The organism is Hymenobacter sediminis (genome assembly GCF_003231285.1).
Taxonomy (GTDB): Bacteria; Bacteroidota; Bacteroidia; order Cytophagales; family Hymenobacteraceae; genus Hymenobacter; species Hymenobacter sediminis.
In genome coordinates this window covers 278,677-301,163 of record NZ_QKNS01000006.1, presented here as the reverse complement: position 1 = coordinate 301,163, position 22,487 = coordinate 278,677, and the positions used below count along the sequence as shown (strand labels likewise).

The following is a 22,487-nucleotide window of genomic DNA, read 5'->3' as shown; positions in this document are numbered from 1 at the left end:
TAACTCAACAATATAAAATACTAATTCCTAAGAAATCAGGAGTTGTGTAACGATAAGAGGGTTAGGCTTATACTAAGGGGGTAGGGGATTGAGCATGCGATAAGTGAAGAAAACTATAGAAAAAGTATTGTTGCGGTAGATCCATCTGCTATTTTGACTGCGTAATTGGCAGATATGGAGGAAACCTATACTCAAGTTCCCGTCTTTACTTTTCCGTCTTTGCTTACCCGGCAGCAGCGTGCCTGGGTAGCACTGTATTCTCTTAGCACCGGCTGCCCAGACCGTGCGGAGGTGCTAAAGCAAAACGCCGTTACGGAAGCAGATCTGGCTGAATTTATTGACAGTTGGCTTCGGCTACGGAGCCGGATTTCTATGCGGGCGTATTGAGCTTTTAACGCTCTGAAAACCCGAGTAGAAAAATTATATTGAAGTAAAAAAATCCAATTACTATAGTTGTGCGTATGCTCAACTATGAATGCCTCTGTACTATCGTATCCGGCTAGCACTGCCTCCGCCCCTGCCTTGAGCCGGCGGCAACGTGCCTGGATAGCATTGTACTCTTTGGATGCTGGTCACCGTGACCGAACAGAGGTGCTACAGCAGAACAACGTGACGGAGGCCGATTTGCTCGAATTTGAGGAGAGCTGGCTACAAATGCGCTGCCGCTTGGATCAGTAAACCAATAGTTCAACGGTTCGCTGCAGCGTCTAAGGTGCGCAACTGGGCCAAGATAGGGTGCTGCTCGGAGTGAAACAGTACCTGCCCAACTTGCTGTACTGCCCGAATCCCGGTGATATTGGCGGTGAAAACAGCCTCGGCCTCTAGCAGGTCAGCGGGCAGAAACAAACCTTCCCGCCAGGACAAATTCAGGTGCTGCGTGATACGTCGCAAGTGAGCCAGGCGGGTTCCGGCGACGCAGCCGCTGGCCTCGGCCGGATAGTAAATAGTGGTATCCCGTATCCAGGCTATGGCGGCAGCCACCGTTTCGGCAACGTAGCCCGCTCCTGACACTAGTATTATCTCATCAAGTTCCTGCCGGGCCCGTTCCTGGGCTGCCAGCACATACGTGAGGGCGCTAGGTCCCTTACAAAATGACACTGGCGAGGCCTGCAGGCGCACCGATTCGGCAAAGGCGGCGCGCAGTACGGGCGTATCATTTGCGGTGAAGGGCTGCAGGGTTAGCAGCCAATCCGGGTTGGAAGAGGTAGGCGTGTACAGCCCGCCGCCGCTGCGCCATAGCTGCAGCCGTACCCGCGCCGCCGCGTGGGTATACTCCGTGTGCTGGTGCACCAAGCGGCCGGCGGTAGCGGCCAGAGCCTGGGCTGAGGCTAGCTCAGGCGGCAGGGTGAGAGACAGCGCAGCGGCTGCCCGTTGCATGCGTTGCCAGTGGTAAGGCAGATAGCGCACACCACCAGCATCCCACACCAACGTTTCAAAAAAGCCGTCGTTGAAGTACAAGCCCCGATTTGGGAGGGGTAGGGCAAAGTCGGAATCGGCGACCAGAAGTCCGTTGTAAAGCAGCACGCGGAGAAAGAAAGAGCCCGTAACGAGGGGCTAACGATTTATTATACCAGCACAAACCGCTTGCCCGGCAAGGCCTTGATGACAGCCCGAAACTCCAGCCCCAGCAGCAAGGAAGTCGCCGTATGAATGGGTAGCTGCGCCTTCCAGGCCAAGGTATCGAGGTGCTCTTCGCGGTTAGCGGCCGCCTGAAGTACGGCAATCAACTGAAACTCTTCCGCGGTGAAGTCGGCCGGATCGTAGGGGGTAGGGCCCTTGAACTTGCCCTGCAGATGCAAGGCCGCATCCCAGTTCAGTAGCTCCTCCAGGTCCTTGGGCTCGGAATACAGAGCCGCTTTATTGGACTTAATCAGCTCGTGGCAGCCCTCGGAGGCCGGCGAACCCAGCGGCCCCGGCACTGCCAGCACGTCGCGGTTGTAACCCTGGGCCAGGTCGGCGGTGATGAGGGCGCCACCCTTTTTTGCGGCTTCTACCACCACAGTTCCATCAGCCAGGCCGGCAATAATTCTGTTTCTAGCTGGGAAATTATACTTATCGGGCTGAGTGCCGAAGGCAAACTCCGTGAGCAGACCGCCCTGGCTGAGCATCTTCTCGGCGGTTTTGCGGTGGGCCGGGGGGTAGAGCTTGTCCAGACCTGTAGCCATTACGCCAATGGTTTCGAGCCCTTCCTGCAAGGCCGCACGGTGGGCGGCAATGTCAATGCCGTAGGCTAGGCCGCTGATAATCAGGGGCTGGTGCGAAGCAATGCCTTTTACTAATTTCTCGGTTTGTTCGCGGCCGTAGTCGGTGGCCTGGCGGGTGCCTACTAGGGCCACGGTTTTGGGGTGGTTCAGGTCGGCAGTTCCCTGGTAGTAGAGCAGGGTAGGCGCATCGGGGAGTTGCTTTAGCCGTGCCGGAAACTGCTTGCTGGTGTAGAACAGAATCTGTACGCCGTCCTTCTCTGCTTTGCGTAGGGCGGCTTCGGCTTGGTTTAACGCAGCGGTGCGCTCAGCCCCGGTCAGGATGGCAACGGTAGCAGGCCCTACCCCCGGAATCTTGCGCAACTTGCCCGGCGGCAGATGCAGCACGTTTTTGGCCGAGCCCCCATAGCTCATCAGCTGCCGCGTCAGCTGCGGCCCGATGTTAGGGAAAAGCGTAAGGGCGACTTCGTAATAAAGATCCTGTGTAACAGATTCCACTTGATTGGTAATATATCAATGTTAAATCAAGGATAGATACTTACTAAGTAAACGCATAATGGGAAGCGCACCTAGGGCTAGGGCTACTACTCTGGAAGTACGACGGTGTTTGGCCTGCTCGTATATCCCCAGGGCCAGCAGACCGAGCAAGTAGGCACCTAAAATAGTGGCAATTATTCTGTATTCATCAGTATAGTTGCGGCTTTCCTTATCGCCCATTAGCCACAGATACGCAAAGAAAACTACCCCTATATCTGCTAGGAGCACCCTAACAAGGTCCCATAGTACAGCGACAATTGTTTTCCAGTTTCTGATATCTGTAAACATTACCCCTGCTGGGCCTTGCCAATGGTGTCCAGCTCCTTTTTCATCGTCACCATGAACTTGCGGACCCGCTCCAGGCTCTGAATCACGTCGATTTTCTCCTTGAGCTGGGGCCCTTTTTGTTTGAGCATGTCGCGGGCGCCGGGAATGGTGTAGCCGCGCTCCTTTACCAGGTGGTAAATGGTGCGGAAGATGTCGATGTCTTGAGGGGTGTAGAGTCGGTTGCCCTTTTTGCTTTTGCGCGGGCGCAGTTCCTCAAACTCCGTTTCCCAGAACCGAATCAGCGACGGAGCCACGTTGAACTGGGCCGCTACCTCGCCGATGGTGAAGTATTGTTTCTCGATGTCGCGCTCTTTATAGGGCATAGGGGAGAACTCAGAGGTGAAACGAGGATGAGAGAAAGTAGCCGAAAAACTGTTCTGATAAAGCCCAGCTTTCACTTCGGGTTTCTCACTTCTGTAAAGAGGGCTAACTTTGCCCACCACGGCTTTCTATCCGAAAGCGAAAAGTAGCCAAAATACCGGCCGCTGCCAATTTTAACGAACCTCACGAGTGCCAACGGTCTGTTGGCGTACTATCTATTTTATGTCACTTCCCACCGCCAGCCACGTCCGCCAGCAGTTCCTGGATTTCTTCGCCTCCAAAGGCCACCACATCGTGCCCTCAGCGCCCATTGTGGTAAAGGATGACCCCACGCTGCTGTTCATCAACTCGGGCATGGCCCCGTTCAAGGATTACTTCCTCGGCAACAAACCCGCGCCCTTCAAGCGCATTGCTGATACCCAAAAGTGTCTGCGCGTGTCGGGCAAGCACAACGACCTGGAAGAGGTAGGCTACGATACCTACCACCACACCATGTTCGAGATGCTCGGCAACTGGTCGTTTGGTGATTACTTCAAGAAGGACGCCATTGCCTGGGCGTGGGAATTGCTTACGGAAGTGTATAAGCTGCCCAAGGACCGCCTCTACGTGACTTACTTTGAAGGCGACAAGGGCGACGGCCTCGGCCCCGACACCGAGACTCAGGAGCTATGGCGCCAGTACACTTCCGACGACCGGATTCTGCCCGGCAACAAGAAGGATAACTTCTGGGAAATGGGCGACACGGGTCCTTGCGGCCCCTGCACCGAAATCCACATTGACCTGCGCGACGAGGCCGAGGTAGCCCAGAAAGGCGGCGCCGAACTGGTGAACGCCGACCACCCCCAGGTAGTCGAAATCTGGAACAACGTGTTCATGGAGTTCGAGCGCCGCGCCGATAAGTCGCTGCTAAAACTACCTCAGCAGAACGTAGATACGGGCATGGGCTTCGAGCGTTTGATGATGGCCGTGTCGGGCGTAAAGTCGAACTACGACACCGACGTATTCCAGCCCCTGATTCAGTTCATTGCCGCTCAGGCTGGCTTGCAGTACCACGGTACGGCGCCCGCCACCGTGAACGACCAGCCGGTTACCGAGAACGAGAAAACGGACATTGCTATCCGGGTTATTGCCGACCACATCCGGACCATCAGCTTTACCATTGCCGACGGTCAGCTGCCTAGCAACGTGAAGGCCGGCTACGTAATCCGCCGGATTCTGCGCCGCGCCGTGCGCTACGCCTTTTCCTCGCTGAACCAGAAGCAGCCTTTCCTCTACAAGCTGGTGCCCGTGCTGGCCGACCAGATGGCCGACATCTTCCCCGAACTCAAGCAGCAGCAGCAGTTTGTGCAGCGCGTGATTGAGGAGGAAGAAATTGCCTTCCTGAAAACCTTGGAGAACGGTCTGCGCCGCCTCGACGCGCTGGAGGAAACCGCCCGCCAGAACGGCAACCGCATCGATGGCAAAACCGCTTTCGAACTGTCGGACACGTTTGGCTTCCCCCTGGACCTTACTGCCCTCATTGCCCGTGAAAAAGGCCTGACGGTGGATGATGAAGGTTTCAAGAAAGAGCTGGAGGCCCAGAAAAACCGCTCGCGCAATGCCCAGGAAGCCGAGCAGAGCGACTGGACCATCGTAACCGAATCGGAGGAGCAGCCTGCTTTCGTGGGCTACGACCAGGAGCAGGCTCCGGCCCGCATTCTGCGCTACCGCCGCACCGACCGCAAAGGCAAAACCGAGTACCAGGTAGTGCTCGACCAGACGCCGTTCTACGCCGAGTCGGGCGGGCAGATTGGCGACACGGGCTACCTGGTGTCGCCCCTGAGCAAGGTGCGCGTCCTGGACACGAAAAAGGAAAACGACCTCATCGTGCACACCGTGCTGGACCTGCCCCAGGACCTGGATGCCGACTTCAGCGCCGAAGTGGACCACGCCCGTCGTGACCAGATCCGGCGCAACCATACCGCCACGCACTTGCTGCAAGCTGCTCTGCGCGAGGTAGTAGGTACCCACGTGGCCCAGAAAGGCTCTTTAGTTAACGAAAAGCTGCTGCGCTTCGACTTCAGCCATTTCACCAAGGTAACCGACGACCAGTTGCGCCAGGTGGAAACCATCGTGAACCGCAAGATTCGGGAGCAGATTCCGCTGGATGAGCGCCGCAATGTGCCCATCGACGAAGCCAAAGCCCTGGGTGCTACCGCTCTGTTCGGGGAGAAGTACGGCGAGTTCGTGCGTGTCATCACCTTCGACCGGGACTTCTCGGTGGAGCTCTGCGGCGGCACCCACGTGCGCACCACCGGCGACATTGGCTTCTTCAAGATTACCTCGGAAAGCGCGGTAGGAGCAGGTGTGCGCCGCATTGAGGCCGTTACAGCCGAAGCTGCCGAAGCCTTCGTAAACCAGCAGCTGGACTTGCTAGGCCAAGTGCGCGAGGCCTTGGGTAACCCCCAGCACCTCATTCCCAGCATCGAGAAGCAAACCGAGGAGAATGCCGGCCTGCGCAAGCAGATTGAGCAGTTTGCCCAGCAAAGCATCAACCAGCAGAAAGACCAACTGGTGGGCCAGGTAAAGCCGCTTAACGGCGTGAGCTTCCTAGCAGCCCAGGTGCAGGCTACCTCCGCCGATGCGCTTAAAACTCTGGCCTTCAACCTTCGTCAGGCCGTGCCCAACCTGGTAGCTGTGCTCGGTGCCGAAATCGAGGGCAAGCCCCAGCTGGCCGTCATGCTCGATGATGAGCTGGCGAAAGGTGGTAAACTCAACGCTAGCACACTGGTGCGCGAGCTGGCCAAGAAAATCCAGGGTGGGGGCGGCGGTCAGCCGTTCTTCGCTACCGCCGGCGGCAAGAACGTAGCCGGCATCGTGGCGGCTATAGGCAGAGCCGAAGAACTAGTGAGCAAAGCACTGGCATAGTAACTCACGCCCCATAAATGGAAACAACTGACCGGTGGCTACTCTGGATTTCTCTGGAGAGGCTACCGGTCAGTTGCTATTTAGGCTGGATCAGTATGATATAGTAAGAGATAACTACAAACGCTTTGCGCTTATTTTATACCTGCTTCAAATAGTTACATTTGCCGGAATATATTATTGGCTTACTCACATTGAAAAATTATCTATTAGTGCTTGGTCTGGTATTTACCAGCCTCACTGTTCAAGCGCAACAAGCTGCTAGCTTACCGCCAACTCCCAAAGCTGAGTATGTCAGCAAAGGCGGAGAAGTTCTACCTTCAGCAGAAGGAGCCGCGTATCAAAGACGTACTGAGTTACAAAATGACTCAGCCGGTTTCGTCCGGACTTACTATCTGGACGACAAGCCTCATTCGGTTTCGTACTATGAAAACGTTGAGCGTCGTATTCAGCACGGCATCAGTAAGGGCTGGTATAAAAACGGCCAGCTAAGCTTTCATTCTGAATATTCGCATGGCAAGCCTGTGGGAATTCATGAAGGCTTTCATGAAAATGGTAAGCTCATGTATCGTCAGGGGTACGTCAATGGTAAGCGGGAGGGCGAAATGGTGCTGTACTACCCTGATGGCCAGCTAAAACGCCAGGAGGCTTGGGTAGATAATAAGCGAACCACTGGCGTTTGCTTTAATCCGCAGGGACAGGAAATTCCCTTTTTCGAGTACGAAGTACTGCCTAAGTATCCGGGAGGTCAGGAGGGGCTGCTACAGTACATTGGCCGTACGACTCGCTATCCGGGAAAAGCGCTTCGTCGGGGAATAGAGGGTAGAGTGCTTATCAAATTTGTAGTGGATAGCACAGGGCTGGTGCAACGAGCTAGTGTGGCAAATAAAGTAGATCCTTTGTTGGATGCGGAGGCCCTGCGAGTTGTAAGAGGACTAGCCCGCTTTGAGCCAGGCCGCCAGGATGGCCGTGCGGTGATGGTGTACTACACGGTGCCTATAACTTTTGCTATAAAGCAGGAGCCTCTTTTTCGTCGGCGCCCGCCCAAGGTGTCGATGGCGGCGCCTAAGTCCTAATACTCTGGCTGGTGGCTGTTAATACGTTGATTTCTGTAAAATCCTTCTTCTTATTCTATGCGCTTTTCTACCCTTCTGATTACTGCTGGCCTCCTGACTGGTCTCACTACCCTAGCTCAGGCCCAAACCTTCACCGACCCCGGGTCTTACAACAATTTTATTGTGAGTGAGCAGCGGGCCATGCTCAAGAAAAACCTGCGCTACATCAGCAAATCGGCCCACTCCGACAACGAGAATAAGATTGACGCCAAGCGTCAGGAGCTGATCAAGCAAACCGAAGCTTCCCTGAACAAAGTGGCCAAAATGCCCGCGTTCAAGGACGATAAAGGCTTTAAGGAGCAAACCACCGAGGCCTTTTACCAGCTGCTGAAAGTGTACTCTGAGGACTACAAAGCGGTGGATATGATGGCGGCTACCCGCACGGCTACCGTTGAGAACATGGAGCAATACTTCAAGCTTCAGGAAATTGCCGAAGCCAAGCTGCAGGTTGTTAACGACTCAGTGGACGCAGCCCAGCGCCGGTTTGCCAAGCGTCATAACATGACTATTTCTGCCGACCCTGAAGGTAAGCGCCTGGCCGAGTACATGCGCCAAGTGTCGGAGGTGAACAGCTACCAGCATAAGGTGTACCTAGCGCAGTTCCGCATTGAGAAGGCTACGGCCAAAATGACGGATGCAATGAGCGCCCAGGACCCGGCCGCATTCGAAGCCGCCCGCCTGCAACTGGTGGATGACTCCAAAACTGCTACTGCCGAGCTGACTGCCATTCCGGCCTTTCGCGGCAAAGATGCCCGCTACCGCGACGCAGCCCGCAATCTGGTGAAATTCTATGCCGGATTTGCTACCACCCAGGCCGCCCAGATGAAGGAGCTGCTGGAACGCAAAGACGCCCTTACTAAAGCCGATGCCGACAAGTTCAACGGCTTCATCAACCTCTACAATAGTCAGAACCAGAAGCTGGCTGCCGCCTACAACCAGGCCGGCAACGCCTTCCAGGCTGCATACATTCCGGTGTTCAACGACTAGGGCAGTTACTCAACGCTCTTCGTGGCATTCCGAGCGGGGGTAGGAATCTGGGTTAGCTTCTCGTAAGTAATCCGGATTCCTACCCCCGCTCGGAATGCCAGGTTTATGGCCCCGCCGGAATAGTGCTTACCTTGCAAAAAAATCAGCGCAATCAGCCTAATCAGCGCGCATCAACGATTTATGGACGAAAGCATTAAAGCCAAATACCAGCCCGTCATTGGTCTGGAGGTACACGCCCAGCTGCTTACCCGCAGCAAAATGTACTCTTCCGACGAAAACGAGTACGGCGCTCTGCCCAATAACAACCTCAGCGTTATCACGCTAGGCCACCCCGGTACCCTGCCCCGCGTGAACTACACGGCCGTGGAGTATGCCATGAAAATGGGCCTAGCCACCAACTGCCAGATCCGCCGCGACAACCTGTTTGCGCGCAAAAACTACTTCTACCCCGACCTTCCCAAGGGCTACCAGATTACCCAGGACAAAACTCCTATCTGCACCGGCGGCCACGTAGAAGTTCGCCTCTCGGATGGTTCGACCAAGAAAATCGGCATTACCCGCATCCACATGGAGGAAGACGCAGGCAAATCGATGCACTTAGCGGGCGAGGTAGAAACGCTGGTGGACCTGAACCGGGCTGGTGTGCCCCTGATTGAAATTGTATCGGAGCCTGATATTCGGAATGCTGAGGAAGCCTATGCCTACCTCTCCGAAATCAAGAAACTGGTGCAGTACCTGGGCATCTGCGACGGCAACATGGAGGAAGGCTCCCTGCGCTGCGACGCCAACATTTCGGTAATGCTGAAAGGCGCCGACCAGTTTGGTACCAAGGTGGAGGTGAAGAACATGAACTCCTTCCGCAATGTGCAGCGGGCCATTGAGTACGAGATTGAGCGGCAGATTGCCCTAGCTGAAGCCGGCGAGGTAATCGATAGCGAAACCCGGGGCTTTGATGCGCAAACCGGTACCACCAGCGGGCAGCGCAGCAAGGAAACCATGAACGACTACCGGTACTTCCCGGAGCCCGATCTGCCCCCGGTTATCATTGATGATGAATGGCTGCACCGCGTGCAAGCTGAGTTGCCAGCTTTGCCCCAGCAGCTCTACGCCCGCTTCACCGGCGAGCTGGGCCTCTCGGACTATGATGCCAACGTGCTGACTGCTGACAAGGACGTAGCCCTGTTCTTTGATGAGTTGACGCGCCTCACCACCAATGCCAAAGCGGCCGCTAACTGGGTAACCGGCCCCGTAAAAGCCTACCTCAACGAGCGAGCCCTAACCCTCGACCAGTTCCCGCTTACGCCCCAGCATCTGGCCGATATCATTGGACTCATTGATGAGAACAAGGTAGGACACTCGGTTGCTAGCAAGCAGCTATTTCCCTACCTGCTCGAAAACCCTGGGCAAACTGCCGCCGCTGCTGCTGAGGCCCAAGGGCTCTTGCAGCAATCGGATGCCGGTGCGCTGGAAGCCATGATTCAGCAGGTGCTGGACGCCAACCCGGCCAAGGTCGCCGAATACCGCGCCGGCAAAAAGTCGTTGACCGGCATGTTTATGGGGGAGCTGATGAAGCTGACAGGCGGCAAGGCTGACCCGAAAATGGCCAACCAGCTGCTGCGCCAGAAACTTGACGCGTAATCCTCACTACTTTCAACAAAAAACCACCGGCCCGGCGGCCGGTGGTTTTTTGTTAACTTCGGGGCAGGGTTATTTATTCTGTTCCGTTATAATTTACTACCCCCTATGATGCGTCGAACCCTTAGCGGAGTGCTTGTGCTGTTGGTGGGCGTAAGTTGCCAGAGGCCAGCGGCTACTGCTACCCCGGCTGCCGTTGTAAAGCCCAGCACCCCGGCAGCCCCCGACATCAACCTGCCTGGGCTCGATGGCAGCAAGCTGGCGCTGAGCAGCCTGCGTGGCAAGTATGTGCTCGTTGATTTCTGGGCTTCCTGGTGTGGGCCCTGCCGGGCCGAGAGCCCCAACCTGCGTAAAATCTACGGGCAGTTTCATAGCCGGGGACTGGAAATCTACAGCGTGTCGCTGGACGTGAACAAGGCACGTTGGCACCAAGCCATTGCTGCCGATGAACTGACGTGGCACCATGTTTCGGACCTGAGGGGTTGGCAGAGTGCCGGGGCCCGGGCGTACGGGGTGCATTCCATTCCGTACTCGGTGCTGCTGGACCCGGAGGGCCGCGTACTGGCCCATAATCTGCGCGGCCGGGCTCTGGGGCAGAAGATTTCGGAATACATTCCGCTGGATTAACTAACGACGGATAAGCTTGCGCCAATGGCCGGAACCAAACCCCGCGCCTTACGTGTAGGTAGCCCAGGGAAGCGCAACCGCAATTCCGCCTAAAAGTGACAACTTGCGGCCGGTTTCTACGTCCATAGCCACACGGTACCGGTGCCATCACCGGTCAGTTTTCCGAATGATGCACAAGATGAAAAGCTTGCTTTACGTAGGCGCCCTGCTGGGCATGACCAACGCCTGCAATAAAAACACTACCCCCACCAGCAGCGCCAACGGAGCGGCTACCGATGCCAGCAGCTATCAGCTCACGGGCCAGCTGCAGAATGCCCCGGCCGGCACCAAGGTTTACCTAGCCGAGTTGGGCGAAACCCAGTTCGTTTCGCGCGATACTACCACGGTAGATGATAAAGGCCAGTTTAAGTTTACCGGCAACCTCCCCGAGGCGGGCATCTACCAAGTAAAGCTGACCGACCAAAACCAGGCGCTGGTAGCCTTGGAAAATGGCCGTCAGGTGCAGCTTTCCGGCGACGCGCAACGCTTCGGCCAGAGTTACACCGTAAAAGGCTCCCCCGATTCGGATCTGCTACAGCAAATTACCCAGACGATGGAGACCTCACGCCAGCAGATGCAGCAGCTGGAGCAGCGCTTTAACCGGGCTGCCGAGCAAAATCGGCGCGACTCCCTGACTATCCTGCAGCAGAAGGCCATGACCCTGCAAAGCCAGGGTTCTGTGGGCCTGAGCCGCCTGGTGCGCCAGAACCCCAACTCGGTGGTGTCAGCGTTTGTGGTGACCAGCCTCATCAACCCAGACGATAATTTTGCCCTGGCCGACTCGGTGGCAAATGTGCTAAAGAAAAACCGTCCTGATTCGCGCTATACCAAGGCCCTGGTGGCCCGCTTGGAGCCCCTGCGCACTACAGCGGTAGGCGTGCAAGCTCCCGAAATCAGCCTGCCCAGCCCCGAGGGCAAAGATGTGACCCTAAGCAGCCTGCGTGGCAAGTACGTGCTCGTTGATTTCTGGGCTTCCTGGTGCGGGCCTTGCCGTCAGGAAAACCCTAACGTGGTGAAAGCCTACAATAAGTTTAAAGCCAAAGGCTTCGAGATTTACAGCGTGTCCTTCGACCAGGACCGGGGTAAATGGCTCAAGGCCATCCAAAACGATAAGCTCGCCTGGACCCACGTTTCCGACCTGAAAGGTTGGGAAAGCGCCGCCGGCCAAACCTACGGTATCAAATCCATCCCGCAGTCATACCTGCTTGATCCTCAAGGACGCATCATCGCCAAAAACCTGCGTGGTGAGGCCCTGGACGCTACCCTGGCTTCGGTGCTGAAGTAGGAAAGCACAAGCGTCAACTCGACACAAAAAAAGCCCCTCAGATGAATACCTGAAGGGCTTTTTTATGGACGCTTCCGATTAGCTCATAAACATGCGCTGCACAGCCTGCCAGAGTTGCTTTTTACGACCCGCATCGTACTCCAGCATGCTGATTTCACTGGCTCCCAGAAAAGCCGTGTCGCCGAACAGCAGCACGGGTTCGTAAGGCTGGGTGGTATACACGGCCACGTCGAGCAGGTTTTTGCCAAAGGCTAGAAACTGCTTAGCAGCCAGGTGCTGGCGCAGGCTGCACAGCGCCACTGGGTAGCTGGGGTGCTCCACATTCACCAGCACCACATCCTCCACAATCAGCCGGATAGCCTTGAGCAGGTTGTTGAGGAATACATTGCGGGGCAGCTTTTTAAACTCCTCGGCTGGCAGGCGCACCAGAATAATGAGCCCGTTGGCATTGCTACCTAGCGTGGAAAAGGGGATGTGTGCTACCGGCGACTGGGTAGGGGTAGGCTGCACTCGTCCGGCCGGCGCTGCCGCCGCCGCCGGCAACTGAGCCACGGTAAGGTTGGTTGCTTGGCGCGGAGTCTCCACGGCTGGTGGTGGGGTAGGAGGTGCGAGAGAAGCAGGCACCGGGGCCGGTGTAGGGGGGGCGGCCGGTGCAGGCGGCGGAGCAGTGGTGGCCTCTACCGAAGGCAAGCTACTTAGGGAAGGCAATTTGCCGGGCAGAGCAGGCGGTGCGGCTGGTGCCACTGGGGCAGCAGGTAACAGTGGCGTAACCGGAGGAGGATTGAGGCCGGCAGTGGGGGTAGGTGCTGCTGCCTCCAGGCTACTGGCTGGGGTAGAGGTAGCAGCTGGTTCCGCCACTACGTAAAGTGCGGCATCAGTATAGAAGTTCTGAAAGAAAGCCAGGGTAGCAGCGGTGTCCATAGGTAAGGGCGCGGTAAGCCGATAACAGCCGAAAATACGGAATATTCAGGGCCTGACAGCCGCCAAACAAACCGGTTATTCCATATCGAAGAGAGCCTTCAGCTCAGTAGCTTCGTGCGGATTCATGCGGCCGCCTAGCACTAGGCGGAGTTGGCGGCGGCGCAGGGCGCCTTCGTAGAGGCTGATTTCTTCGGCACTTTCGGCTACGGCTTCCGGCACATCAATCGGCCGGCCCGACTGGTCTACCGCCACGAACGTGAAAAAAGCTTCGTTGGATTTGATTTTGGTACCGCTCGGAATGTCCTCGGCCCACACGTTGATGTGCACTTCCATGGAAGAGCTGAAGGAGCGTGTTACTTGCGCCTCAAGGGTCACCACGCTTCCCAGCTTAATACCTTCCCGGAACGAAACGTTATCGACAGAGGCCGTCACCACGATGCGGTTGGAGTGGCGCTGGGCCGAAATAGCGGCCGCTACGTCCATCAGGTGCATCATGCGGCCCCCCATCAGGTTGTTAAGCGTGTTGGTATCGTTGGGCAACACGAGTTCGGTCATCCGAACAAAGGAGTCTTTAACGAGCTTTTGTTTGCGCAGCATGAACAGCAGATAGTCTGAATATTTTTACAAAGGTACGAGTAGGACGTGGTGAAATAGTGAGAGGTCAAGTTTGACAGGAAGTATGCGCGGAGCTGCGCAGTTAAAACAGCAAACTCACCATGTTTCCATTTCACTTATTCCAGCCCGCTTGGCCCAGCAGGGGCACGAAGCGGAATTCTTCTAGCACCTGGCGCGAAAACTCCTCTTCACTTTCGCGCACCACGCGCACCATGCGCTGGGTTTGCTCATCCCCGACGGGAATTACCAGGGAGCCGCCTACCCGCAACTGGCGCAGCAGAGGGCGCGGTAAGGCAGGAGAACCGGCCGTAACCAGAATCTTATCGAAAGGGGCGTGTTGGGGCAAGCCCAAGGAGCCGTCGCCGCAGAACAGGTGGGCGGGGCGGTGCAGGGCGGCCAAACGGCGGGCCGTGCGCTCGAACAGCACGGGATTGTATTCAATGCTGAATACCTGCGTCGTCAGCTCCAGCAACACACAGCATTGGTAGCCCGAGCCCGTTCCGATTTCCAGCACCCGCTCGCCGGGGCGTACCTGCAGTAGCTCGGTCTGGTAGGCAACGGTGTAGGGTTGCGAAATGGTCTGGCCTTCGCCGATGGGAAACGCCTTATCTTGGTAGGCGTGGGGCTGAAAAGCGGCCTCAAAAAACAGGTGGCGCGGTACTGTGCCGATGGCCGTCAGCACCCGCTCGTCGCGGATGCCCTTGCGGCGCAGCTCCTCAACCAGCGTGCGGCGCAATCCTCGATGACGGTACGTATCGGCTTGCATAAGGGGGTAGCAAACAGCCACGGCGGGTGGCTGGGTAGGTCGGGCAAAGGAAAGACGGGCTTCGGCGCAGATTGCGGGTAATTCCTACCTTTACGCGACTCCGAACAGCGGGACCCATCGAGGCCCTGAATCTTAAATGGAGCGCGAAATTACGGCATTAGCCCCATAAAATTACGTTGATTGCCGGCCGGACCGGATAGTTTACTTACTCTTGATTCGTACTTTCCAAAAACTGAAGCTGATAGCAGCCGACTTCGGAGCGGCTTTAGTGGCGTGGATGTGCTTTTTTCTGCTGCGCAAGTATCTGCTGCAGGAAATCGACGTCGATTATCAGTTTGCTGCCGATGCCGCTTTCCTTTCCGGCTCGGCGCTGATGATTGGTGCTTTCTGGACCGTACTGTACGCCCTAATGGGCGAGTACAATGATATTTTCCGCAAGTCGCGCCTGGCTGAGCTAATCCGGCTGGGGCAGGTATCGGTGCTGGGGGCCATCATCATCTTCTTCGTGTTGCTACTTGATGATGAAGGGGTGCAGAACTACCACAGCTACTACAAAACCATTTCAGCTTACTTTCTGCTACACTTCACCCTGACGGCCGTGCTGCGGGTGTGGGCTATCAGTAGTGTGCAGCGGCTTGTGCGCGGAGGCGTTATTACGTTCAATACACTGCTGGTGGGCTCCGGGGCCCTGGCCCTGGATACGTACCAGGAACTGCGCCGCACCGGCCGCCACCTAGGGTTACAGCTGGTAGGGTTTACGCCCCTGGGCGAGGTAGTAGATGAAACCCTAGCCGCCGAGTTGCCTGCCCGCGGCTCTTACCGCCGCCTCCCGGCCCTTGTTCGGGTGCTGGATATTGAGCAGGTAATTATTGCTATTGAGCCTTCCGAGCACCGCACCATTCAAGAGATTCTGACGCTGCTGGAAGGTACGCCCGCCCGGGTCAGCATTCTGCCCGATTTGTATCAGATGCTGCTGGGCTCGGTGAAAGTCAGCCACGTTTTCGGCACCCCACTCATTGAAATAAAGCAAGACCTGCTGCCGCCCTGGCAGCGGGTGCTCAAGCGTCTGCTCGATGTAGTGCTTTCGGTCCTATTCCTGCTGCTTGCCTGGCCGGTATATGCCTTCACGGCGGTTATGGTGAAGCTGTCTTCGCCGGGGCCTGTATTTTACTCCCAGGAGCGTATTGGTCGGCACGCCCACCCGTTTCGCATCTATAAGTTCCGGTCTATGTACGTAGATGCCGAGAAACAGGGTCCCGCGCTTAGCTCCGACCACGACCCCCGCATTACGCCCTGGGGGCGGTTTATGCGCAAGGTGCGGCTCGATGAACTACCGCAGTTCTGGAATGTTATCAGGGGCGACATGAGCCTGGTAGGCCCCCGGCCAGAGCGACAGTTTTTCATCGACCAGATTATGGAGTTGGCCCCCCACTACCGCCATCTGCACCGCGTGCGGCCGGGCCTCACCAGTTTGGGTCAGGTAAAGTACGGCTACGCCGAAACGGTACCGCAAATGGTGGAGCGTCTCAAATTCGATATCCTCTATATCGAAAACATGAGCCTGGCTATGGATTTCCGGGTTCTGCTCTACACCCTGAAAATCATTATTGAGGGCCGGGGAAAATAACTGCTTTTTGAATTATGGGTTAAGCAGTATGAGTATGGGTTAATCAATGGCTCACCTCACTCATATTTCCTGTTACTAGAAAACCGAATGAACAGGGTTGCTACCCTATAATTCTTACTTCATAACTCAAACGAACCCATGTTTACTGGCATTATTGAAACCCTGGGCACCATTCAAGATGTGCGACGGGAGGGTACCAATATTCACTTCACGGTGGCTTCCGGCTTTGCCTCGGAGCTAAAAATCGACCAGAGCGTGGCCCACGATGGCGTATGCCTGACGGTAGTGGCCGTGGATGCAGCAGCCGGCACCCACGTGGTTACGGCTATTGATGAAACGCTGCAGAAAACCAACCTGAGCCAGTGGGCGCCGGGACGCCTGGTAAACCTGGAGCGGTGCTTATCAGCCAACGGACGGTTTGATGGGCACATTGTGCAGGGCCACGTGGACCTCACGGCCGAGTGCGAAGCGGTAGAAGACCAGAATGGTTCCTGGCTGTTTCGCTTCCGCCACGAGCCCGGCCCCGGTCGCGTAACCGTGGAGAAAGGCTCTATCTGCATCAATGGCACCAGCCTGACGTGCTTCAACAGCACCGACGACGGCTTTTCAGTAGCCATCATTCCCTATACCTACGAGCACACCACGTTCCAGGACCTGCGCCCCGGCCACCGGGTGAATTTGGAATTTGATATTGTAGGCAAGTATGTGGCGAAATTGCTGGGTAAATAAGCCAACCGGGCGTTAGGGGTTGCGTATGAATCAGAGTACCTACCCGCTGAACGTCATGTCGAAACGCGAATTAATAGAGCCTACGCCCGGCGACAAGCGCTACGTGCGCCGCAACGAAAAGGGCGAGTTTACCAGCAATGTGGACCTGAACCGTTCCCTGTCCCAGGACGACCGGCACAACTCCCAGATAACCAGCAAGCCCGGCCAGGGTGACCACGGCGACGGCCACACCGGCAACCGCAAGCCCGCCAGCAAAAAGTAGTTCACAAGAAATAGAAAAGCCCCTGCAGGACATCCTGTAGGGGCTTTTCGTGTGTGATTGGGGTAGGAACTTGGAATAAATAAGGAGCTTAAACCGACATGACAGGCTCATTTGTTGGCCACCAGCGCGGGGCCAAGCGCTGGTAAGCAGTTACGCAGGCCCAGGCCGTACCGGAGCCAAGCAAAGCGCCCGCAAGCACATCGGAGGGGTAATGCGCCCCTAGGTACATGCGGCTGTAGCTTACCAACGCTGCCCATATAAAGAGCATCACCTTGGCTACCCGGTAGCGGGAAGGGAGCAGCAAACCCATAAAAACGGCCAGCGCAAAGGAGTTGGCGGCGTGAGATGACAAGAACCCGAATTGCCCGCCGCAGCCATTTACCAGATTCAGGGTAGTTGAGAGGGTAGCGTCGTGGCAGGGGCGCAGCCGGGCAAAGTAAGGTTTAAATAGCCGGCTGGAAATGCCATCGGCCAGGGCCACACTCAGGCCCAGCAGGGGCAGGATGAGCAAGGCCCGGCGCTGGTAGAGGTAAACGAGCACCACCACCAGCACGAAGTAGGCCGGAAACCACACGAACCGCTCCGAAAAAAAAACCATCCACGCATCTAGCTTGCGCGAGTGGTGCGAGTTGGCGGCTAGCAGCAGCCAACGGTCCAGGGATTGAAGATGCTCGATCAAGCGGTTGTAGGAGGGTCAGTAAGCCAGTCGATGCCCTTTTGGAGCCACTGTTGGGTAGCGGCTTCGGGCGAGCCGGGCTGGGGTTGCAGGTTGTAGTGCCACTCGGCCTGGGGCGGCAGACTCATCAGGATGCTCTCGGTGCGGCCTCCGGTTTCTAGGCCAAAGCGAGTGCCCCGATCGAAGGCCAGATTAAACTCAGCGTAGCGGCCGCGGCGCACCAGCTGCCACTGCTTTTGGGCCTCAGTGTAGGGTAGGGCCGCGTTTTGGCGCATCAGCGTTACGTACGTGCGGCCATACACTTCGCCCACAGCACGCACAAAGGCGAAAAGCTCATCGAAGGAACCCTCCTTACCCACGGCAAGGCGGTCGAAGAACAGCCCTCCAACACCGCGGGTTTCCTGGCGGTGGGGCAGGAAGAAGTACTCATCGGCCCATTGCTTAAAGCGAGGGTAGTAGGTAGCATCGTGCTGGGCACAGACCTCCGCAATCTGCTCATGAAACCAGCGGGCCTGCTCTACATTCACGTAAATAGGAGTTAGGTCCAGCCCGCCTCCAAACCAGGCCTCGCCGTTGGCAGCCTCGAAGTAGCGCACGTTCATGTGGGAAATGGGCACCAGGGGGCTGCGTGGGTGCTGCACCACCGATACACCGGTGGCAAAATAGCTGGGGTCGGGCATGAGCAGCACGCGGGCCGCCTGCTCACTCATGGTGCCTTCCACGGCCGAGAAGTTGACGCCGCCTTTCTCGATAATCCGGCCCCCCGTTAGTACGCGGGAGCGGCCCCCGCCTCCGCTGTGGTGCTGCCAAGCATCTTCCTGGAAGCGGCCCATTCCGTCGGCAGCTTCTAGCTGCTGGCATAGCCAGTCCTGAAACTGGCGCATCCAGTGCTCCACCGTGTCGCGGTGGCGGGGCTGGGTATCCGCAACGGGAAAATCAGAAGGAGAAGTAGTCATGCTGAAGAGTTCAGGCACCAACACGGCACTACAGCGAGCGAACGGAAAGCGCCAGACAGTGCCGCAAAAATTCAAGAGGCGCAAAGGTAAGGGTTCTGTCGGGGGTTGAAACACGTTGGCGAACTGGGTGCTACCTTACCAATGCTGCAGAGCTTTCCGTGCTTCCTCCCCGCTGGTTGCCAGGTGGCTTTTAGCTACCCCAATTTCCTCCAGTTGTTTTGCTGCCTCAACCGATGGTAGCCACATCACGCGGTGGTTGCGCGTAAGCAAGCTGCGGAATAAGGGATAAAACATGGTTCCCATGCCCTCAAAGTTGGTCATGTCAACTAGGATGGGCACGTCGGAGGGCAACGCCTGCACAAACCTGGTTAGGACGGCCTCCTCGTTAGAAGACAAGTTGCCGTAAATTCTAACCTCGTAAGGGTCTGTGCTTGTTACCCGACAGGGAAGACCAAAATCGAAATACTGCTCCAATCGCTCAAAGTACTCCTGCTGCTGTACAGTAGTAAAACTGTGGCGAGCCACCCCTAGAACGGCTTCCACTACCCGATGCTCCCGCGGGTAATTTGCCTTGCGCGGCGACCAGAAATTAACTGTATGATGGGCCTTATCCTGCGCTATCTGGTTTACAACAGTTATACCATCAGTGCCAGTTTGCGGAACTCGCGTCATGGTGAGCACCGCCGCACTATCGAGCGCACCGTAGAACCGTCGCATCTGCTGCTCCGACAAGAACGCACTATCCGCAAAAACAACTGGTTGTAGCGTATCGGTGCGGTTGTATACCGTGAGGTGTATCCGGCCTATGCCCTGCCTGTTAATGCGGACGCTGATTGTGGCCGGCGAAAGAAAAGAAGGATAGAACTTTCCTTGGTAGCTAAAGGAGCGAAAAGGAGGGTTCGTAAAGTATTCTGCCTGTTGAACCTGCGCTTTTTGCTGGGGGGTAGCACTCGCTGCTTCCGCCACCTTTCAGACTTAGTTGAGCAGGATGCTGTACCGAGAAGTAGCGGAAGTAGTAGCTGATACTTCATGGATTGATAAATACTTCTTCCTGAAACTGTGTTTTTCTATTTATACTTTACTAACTCTTTCCTTAACAACAACAGCTCCAGCTGCTGGCGCGGAATGCCAAAGCGAGTATCGGTGGGGAAGGCCGCCGTTTCGCCGGTGCGCCGGAAGCCGTGGCGCTCGTACCAGGCCAGCAGCTCCGCCCGCACCGAAATAACTGAAATCAGGATGCTGGTGCAGCCCAGCTGCCGGGCGTGGGCTTCGGCCGCGGCCAGCAGGTGCTTGCCCAGGCCCTGGGCTTGCTGCATGGGCTCCACGGAGAGCATACCTAGGTAAAGATCGGGCGACTGGTTTTTCAGATAGACGCTGCCCAACAGTTGGCCGGCCGGGTTGCGGGCCAGCAGGAAGGTAGTGCCCGGCGCGTGGAGCAGTTCCCGCAAATCGTCGGGGTCAGTGCGCTGTCCGTCCAGGAGGTGGGCTTCCGTGGTCCAGCCCTGGCGGGAAGCATCGCCGCGGTAGGCGCGGTTTACCAGGGGTAGTAACTCGGGCAGGTCGGCCTCGGTGGCGGCGGAGAGGAGGGGAGCAGGGAGCATGAGGCGAAGGTAAGACGAATAAGAAGATGGAAGAAAAAGTGGGTCCAAGGGAAGCAGAATTGAGGTTTGATGGTTTGTGCCCACAGAAAGTCTTGTGGCCCGCAAGCTCCTACCCCTTACTTACCGCCGAACCCGTAATTTCGCCGGACCAACCCACCCACCATCCATGTTCACGCAACCCGCCCCGACCCTGGAACCCGACTTTGCTACCTCCCGCCCCAACCGCGAAACCCTGCGCCGAGCTTACCAGCTGATGCGCACGGCCGACGAGCTGGCGCGTCTCTACGAAGAAAACAAGGCCGTTACGGCTCGCTACGTGCACGCCACGGCCCGTGGCCACGAGGCCATTCAGCTGGCCGCCGCTTTCCACCTCACGCCCCACGACTACGCTGCTCCTTACTACCGCGATGATGCCTTGCTGCTGGGTATGGGGGTAGCCCCTTACGAGCTGATGCTACAGCTTATGGCGAAGCGCGACGACCCTTTCTCGGGTGGCCGTACGTACTATAGTCACCCCTCGCTGCGGCGGCCAGGGCAGCCTACTATTCCGCACCAAAGCTCGGCCACCGGCATGCAGGCCATTCCGGCCACTGGCGTAGCCCACGGCATTAAGTACCTGGAAGGGCAGGGGCTGACGCCCAAAGGCTCGGGTGCGCCCGTTGCTACCCCCCCGGTACCACCAGTAGTGCTCTGTTCCATCGGCGACGGGGCCATGACCGAAGGCGAAGTGGCCGAAGCCCTGCAGATGGCCGTGCTGCACCAGCTGCCCATTATCTACCTGGTGCAGGACAACGACTGGGGCATTTCAGCTACCAGCCGGGAGATGCGCGCCATGGATGCCTATGAGTTTGCAGCTGGCTTCAAAGGCCTGCACCGTCTGCAGTTCGATGGGGCCGATTTCCTGGCCAGCTACGCTGGTATGCAGCAAGCCACCGAGTACGTGCGCCAGCGGCGCGGCCCGGTGCTGGTGCACGCCAAATGCCCTTTGCTGGGTCACCACACCAGCGGCGTGCGGCGCGAGTGGTACCGCGGCGACAATCTGGCCCAACACACCCTGCAAGACCCGCTGCCCCGCTTTCATCAGCAGCTCCTGGAGCTAGGTTTCGAGGAAGCCGATCTGGAGGAATTGGGCGCCCAGGCCCGTGCCACCGTGCTGGCCGACTATGAGCGCGCCTTGGCTGCCCCCAACCCCGACCCGGCCACCTTTGCCGACCACGAGTTTGCACCCCCGGCCGTAACCGAGGAAACCGGCGAGCGGAGCCCCGCCGGCGCTGATAAAGCGTTGATGGTGGATGCGGCCCTGCACGCCGTGGATGATATCCTGCGTGAGTTTCCAGAGGCTTTGTTCTACGGCCAGGACGTAGGCGGGGAGCTGGGCGGCGTGTTCCGCGAAGCAGCCTTGCTGGCCAAAAAGTACGGCGACGCCCGCGTGTTCAATACGCCCATCCAGGAAGCCTATATTGTGGGCAGCACGGCCGGCATGAGTGCCGTGGGCGCCAAGGCCATTGTCGAAATTCAGTTTGCCGACTACATCTGGCCCGGCCTCAACCAGCTGGTAGAGGAACTGAGCAAATCGTGTTACCTCTCCAACGGCAAGTTCCCGGTGCAAAGCCTGATTCGGGTGCCAGTGGGCGCCTACGGGGGCGGCGGGCCCTACCACTCAGGTTCCGTAGAAAGCACTTTGCTCACCATCCGGGGCATTAAGGTGGTGTACCCCAGCAATGCCGCCGATATGAAAGGCCTATTACGCTCGGCCTTCCTTGACCCCAATCCCGTGGTGCTGCTGGAACACAAAGGCCTGTACTGGAGCAAAGTGCCTGGCACCGAAGACGCCAAAACCATCGAGCCAGCCCCTGGCTACGTTATTCCGCTGGGCAAAGCCGCCGTAGCGCAGCAGGCCGATGCCACCAAGCTGCGCAACGGCGAGACCTGCGTGGTTATCACCTACGGTATGGGCGTGCACTGGGCCAAAACGGCCAGCCGGCAGTTCCCCGGCCAGGTAGAAGTTCTGGACCTGCGTACTCTCAATCCGCTCGACTGGGAAGCTGTGCAGGCCGCCGTGCGCCGCCACGGCAAAGCCCTGGTGCTCACCGAGGAGCCCCTGCTGAATTCATTTGCTGAAAGCTTGGCTGGCCGTATTCAGCGCCACTGCTTCCGCCAGCTTGATGCGCCAGTATTTACGCTGGGCGCCGCCAACCTTCCCGCCATTGCCCTCAACGTGGAGTTGGAAAAGCAGATGCTTCCCAACCCTGAGAAGGTGAGTACTGCCCTGCAGGAATTGCTAGCTTATTAATTCAAAATCAGCTCCTATCATGGAAAGAGCCGCAACACTGCAGTGTTGCGGCTCTTTCCATGA

The 22,487-nt window shown here is 57.2% G+C and carries 21 protein-coding genes; 11 read left to right on the top strand and 10 right to left on the bottom strand.

Features of this window, described 5'->3' with window-relative positions:
- Positions 1 to 471: 471 nt before the first annotated feature.
- Positions 472 to 678, top strand: a complete 207-nt coding sequence (locus DNI29_RS24205; protein WP_123823298.1) for a hypothetical protein — start codon at positions 472 to 474, stop codon at positions 676 to 678.
- Positions 679 to 687: 9 nt separating this feature from the next.
- On the opposite strand, the gene DNI29_RS17275 is transcribed toward DNI29_RS24205, so the two are convergent.
- The 3 genes from DNI29_RS17275 to DNI29_RS17260 form a co-directional block, all read right to left on the bottom strand.
- The gene (locus DNI29_RS17275; RefSeq protein WP_110979375.1) at positions 688 to 1,524 is read right to left on the bottom strand and encodes an aminotransferase class IV; all 837 of its coding nucleotides are present in this window, start codon (positions 1,522 to 1,524) and stop codon (positions 688 to 690) included.
- A 41-nt stretch (positions 1,525 to 1,565) separates the two neighbouring features.
- Positions 1,566 to 2,699, bottom strand: a complete 1,134-nt coding sequence (dprA, locus tag DNI29_RS17270) for a DNA-processing protein DprA (RefSeq protein WP_110979374.1) — start codon at positions 2,697 to 2,699, stop codon at positions 1,566 to 1,568.
- Positions 2,700 to 3,025: 326 nt separating this feature from the next.
- The gene (locus DNI29_RS17260; RefSeq protein ID WP_110979372.1) at positions 3,026 to 3,388 is read right to left on the bottom strand and encodes a MerR family transcriptional regulator; all 363 of its coding nucleotides are present in this window, start codon (positions 3,386 to 3,388) and stop codon (positions 3,026 to 3,028) included.
- A 220-nt stretch (positions 3,389 to 3,608) separates the two neighbouring features.
- On the opposite strand from DNI29_RS17260, the gene alaS reads away from it, so the two are divergent.
- The 6 genes from alaS (at position 3,609) to DNI29_RS17230 (ending at position 11,978) form a co-directional block, all read left to right on the top strand.
- The gene (alaS, locus tag DNI29_RS17255; RefSeq protein WP_110979371.1) at positions 3,609 to 6,293 is read left to right on the top strand and encodes an alanine--tRNA ligase; all 2,685 of its coding nucleotides are present in this window, start codon (positions 3,609 to 3,611) and stop codon (positions 6,291 to 6,293) included.
- Positions 6,294 to 6,454: 161 nt separating this feature from the next.
- The gene (locus DNI29_RS17250) at positions 6,455 to 7,366 is read left to right on the top strand and encodes an energy transducer TonB (protein ID WP_110979370.1); all 912 of its coding nucleotides are present in this window, start codon (positions 6,455 to 6,457) and stop codon (positions 7,364 to 7,366) included.
- A 57-nt stretch (positions 7,367 to 7,423) separates the two neighbouring features.
- Positions 7,424 to 8,392: an LIC11966 family surface protein gene (locus DNI29_RS17245; RefSeq protein ID WP_110979369.1), complete on the top strand. Its 969-nt coding sequence runs from the start codon at positions 7,424 to 7,426 to the stop codon at positions 8,390 to 8,392.
- A 180-nt stretch (positions 8,393 to 8,572) separates the two neighbouring features.
- Positions 8,573 to 10,030, top strand: coding sequence for an Asp-tRNA(Asn)/Glu-tRNA(Gln) amidotransferase subunit GatB (gene gatB / locus DNI29_RS17240; protein ID WP_110979368.1), 1,458 nt, complete (start codon positions 8,573 to 8,575; stop codon positions 10,028 to 10,030).
- Positions 10,031 to 10,135: 105 nt separating this feature from the next.
- Positions 10,136 to 10,654, top strand: a complete 519-nt coding sequence (locus tag DNI29_RS17235) for a TlpA family protein disulfide reductase (protein WP_110979367.1) — start codon at positions 10,136 to 10,138, stop codon at positions 10,652 to 10,654.
- Positions 10,655 to 10,832: 178 nt separating this feature from the next.
- A complete protein-coding gene (locus DNI29_RS17230; RefSeq protein WP_162303651.1) occupies positions 10,833 to 11,978 on the top strand; it encodes a TlpA disulfide reductase family protein in 1,146 nt (381 codons plus the stop codon).
- Between the two features lie 78 nt (positions 11,979 to 12,056).
- On the opposite strand, the gene DNI29_RS17225 is transcribed toward DNI29_RS17230, so the two are convergent.
- From DNI29_RS17225 to DNI29_RS17215, 3 genes are all read right to left on the bottom strand, one after another.
- Positions 12,057 to 12,899 (bottom strand): hypothetical protein, encoded by an 843-nt coding sequence (locus DNI29_RS17225; RefSeq protein ID WP_110979365.1) that lies wholly within the window; start codon positions 12,897 to 12,899, stop codon positions 12,057 to 12,059.
- A 75-nt stretch (positions 12,900 to 12,974) separates the two neighbouring features.
- On the bottom strand, positions 12,975 to 13,496 hold the full coding sequence (locus tag DNI29_RS17220; protein WP_110979364.1) for an acyl-CoA thioesterase: 522 nt from the start codon (positions 13,494 to 13,496) through the stop codon (positions 12,975 to 12,977).
- 130 nt (positions 13,497 to 13,626) lie between these two features.
- The gene (locus DNI29_RS17215; protein ID WP_110979363.1) at positions 13,627 to 14,280 is read right to left on the bottom strand and encodes a protein-L-isoaspartate(D-aspartate) O-methyltransferase; all 654 of its coding nucleotides are present in this window, start codon (positions 14,278 to 14,280) and stop codon (positions 13,627 to 13,629) included.
- 211 nt (positions 14,281 to 14,491) lie between these two features.
- On the opposite strand from DNI29_RS17215, the gene DNI29_RS17210 reads away from it, so the two are divergent.
- From DNI29_RS17210 to DNI29_RS17200, 3 genes are all read left to right on the top strand, one after another.
- Complete coding sequence (locus DNI29_RS17210; protein WP_238388130.1) at positions 14,492 to 15,907, top strand: sugar transferase; 1,416 nt, start codon at positions 14,492 to 14,494, stop codon at positions 15,905 to 15,907.
- A 138-nt stretch (positions 15,908 to 16,045) separates the two neighbouring features.
- A complete protein-coding gene (locus tag DNI29_RS17205; RefSeq protein WP_110979362.1) occupies positions 16,046 to 16,636 on the top strand; it encodes a riboflavin synthase in 591 nt (196 codons plus the stop codon).
- 55 nt (positions 16,637 to 16,691) lie between these two features.
- Positions 16,692 to 16,898 (top strand): hypothetical protein, encoded by a 207-nt coding sequence (locus DNI29_RS17200; RefSeq protein ID WP_110979446.1) that lies wholly within the window; start codon positions 16,692 to 16,694, stop codon positions 16,896 to 16,898.
- An 88-nt stretch (positions 16,899 to 16,986) separates the two neighbouring features.
- Here the strand turns inward: DNI29_RS17200 and DNI29_RS17195 are convergent, their stop codons facing one another.
- The 4 genes from DNI29_RS17195 to DNI29_RS17180 all read right to left on the bottom strand — a co-directional run bounded on the left by DNI29_RS17195 (position 16,987) and on the right by DNI29_RS17180 (position 20,131).
- The gene (locus tag DNI29_RS17195) at positions 16,987 to 17,577 is read right to left on the bottom strand and encodes a phosphatase PAP2 family protein (RefSeq protein ID WP_110979361.1); all 591 of its coding nucleotides are present in this window, start codon (positions 17,575 to 17,577) and stop codon (positions 16,987 to 16,989) included.
- Complete coding sequence (hemF, locus tag DNI29_RS17190) at positions 17,574 to 18,530, bottom strand: oxygen-dependent coproporphyrinogen oxidase (protein ID WP_110979445.1); 957 nt, start codon at positions 18,528 to 18,530, stop codon at positions 17,574 to 17,576. Before hemF ends, DNI29_RS17195 begins: the two co-directional genes overlap by 4 nt.
- Positions 18,531 to 18,665: 135 nt before the next feature.
- Complete coding sequence (locus DNI29_RS17185) at positions 18,666 to 19,496, bottom strand: hypothetical protein (protein ID WP_110979360.1); 831 nt, start codon at positions 19,494 to 19,496, stop codon at positions 18,666 to 18,668.
- Positions 19,497 to 19,597: 101 nt separating this feature from the next.
- On the bottom strand, positions 19,598 to 20,131 hold the full coding sequence (locus DNI29_RS17180) for a GNAT family N-acetyltransferase (RefSeq protein WP_110979359.1): 534 nt from the start codon (positions 20,129 to 20,131) through the stop codon (positions 19,598 to 19,600).
- Positions 20,132 to 20,297: 166 nt separating this feature from the next.
- Here DNI29_RS17180 and DNI29_RS17175 point away from each other — a divergent pair, with 166 nt between their 5' ends.
- Positions 20,298 to 22,424 carry an alpha-ketoacid dehydrogenase subunit alpha/beta gene (locus DNI29_RS17175; protein WP_110979358.1) on the top strand — a complete coding sequence of 709 codons (2,127 nt, stop codon included), beginning with the start codon at positions 20,298 to 20,300 and terminating at the stop codon, positions 22,422 to 22,424.
- Positions 22,425 to 22,487: the final 63 nt, after the last annotated feature.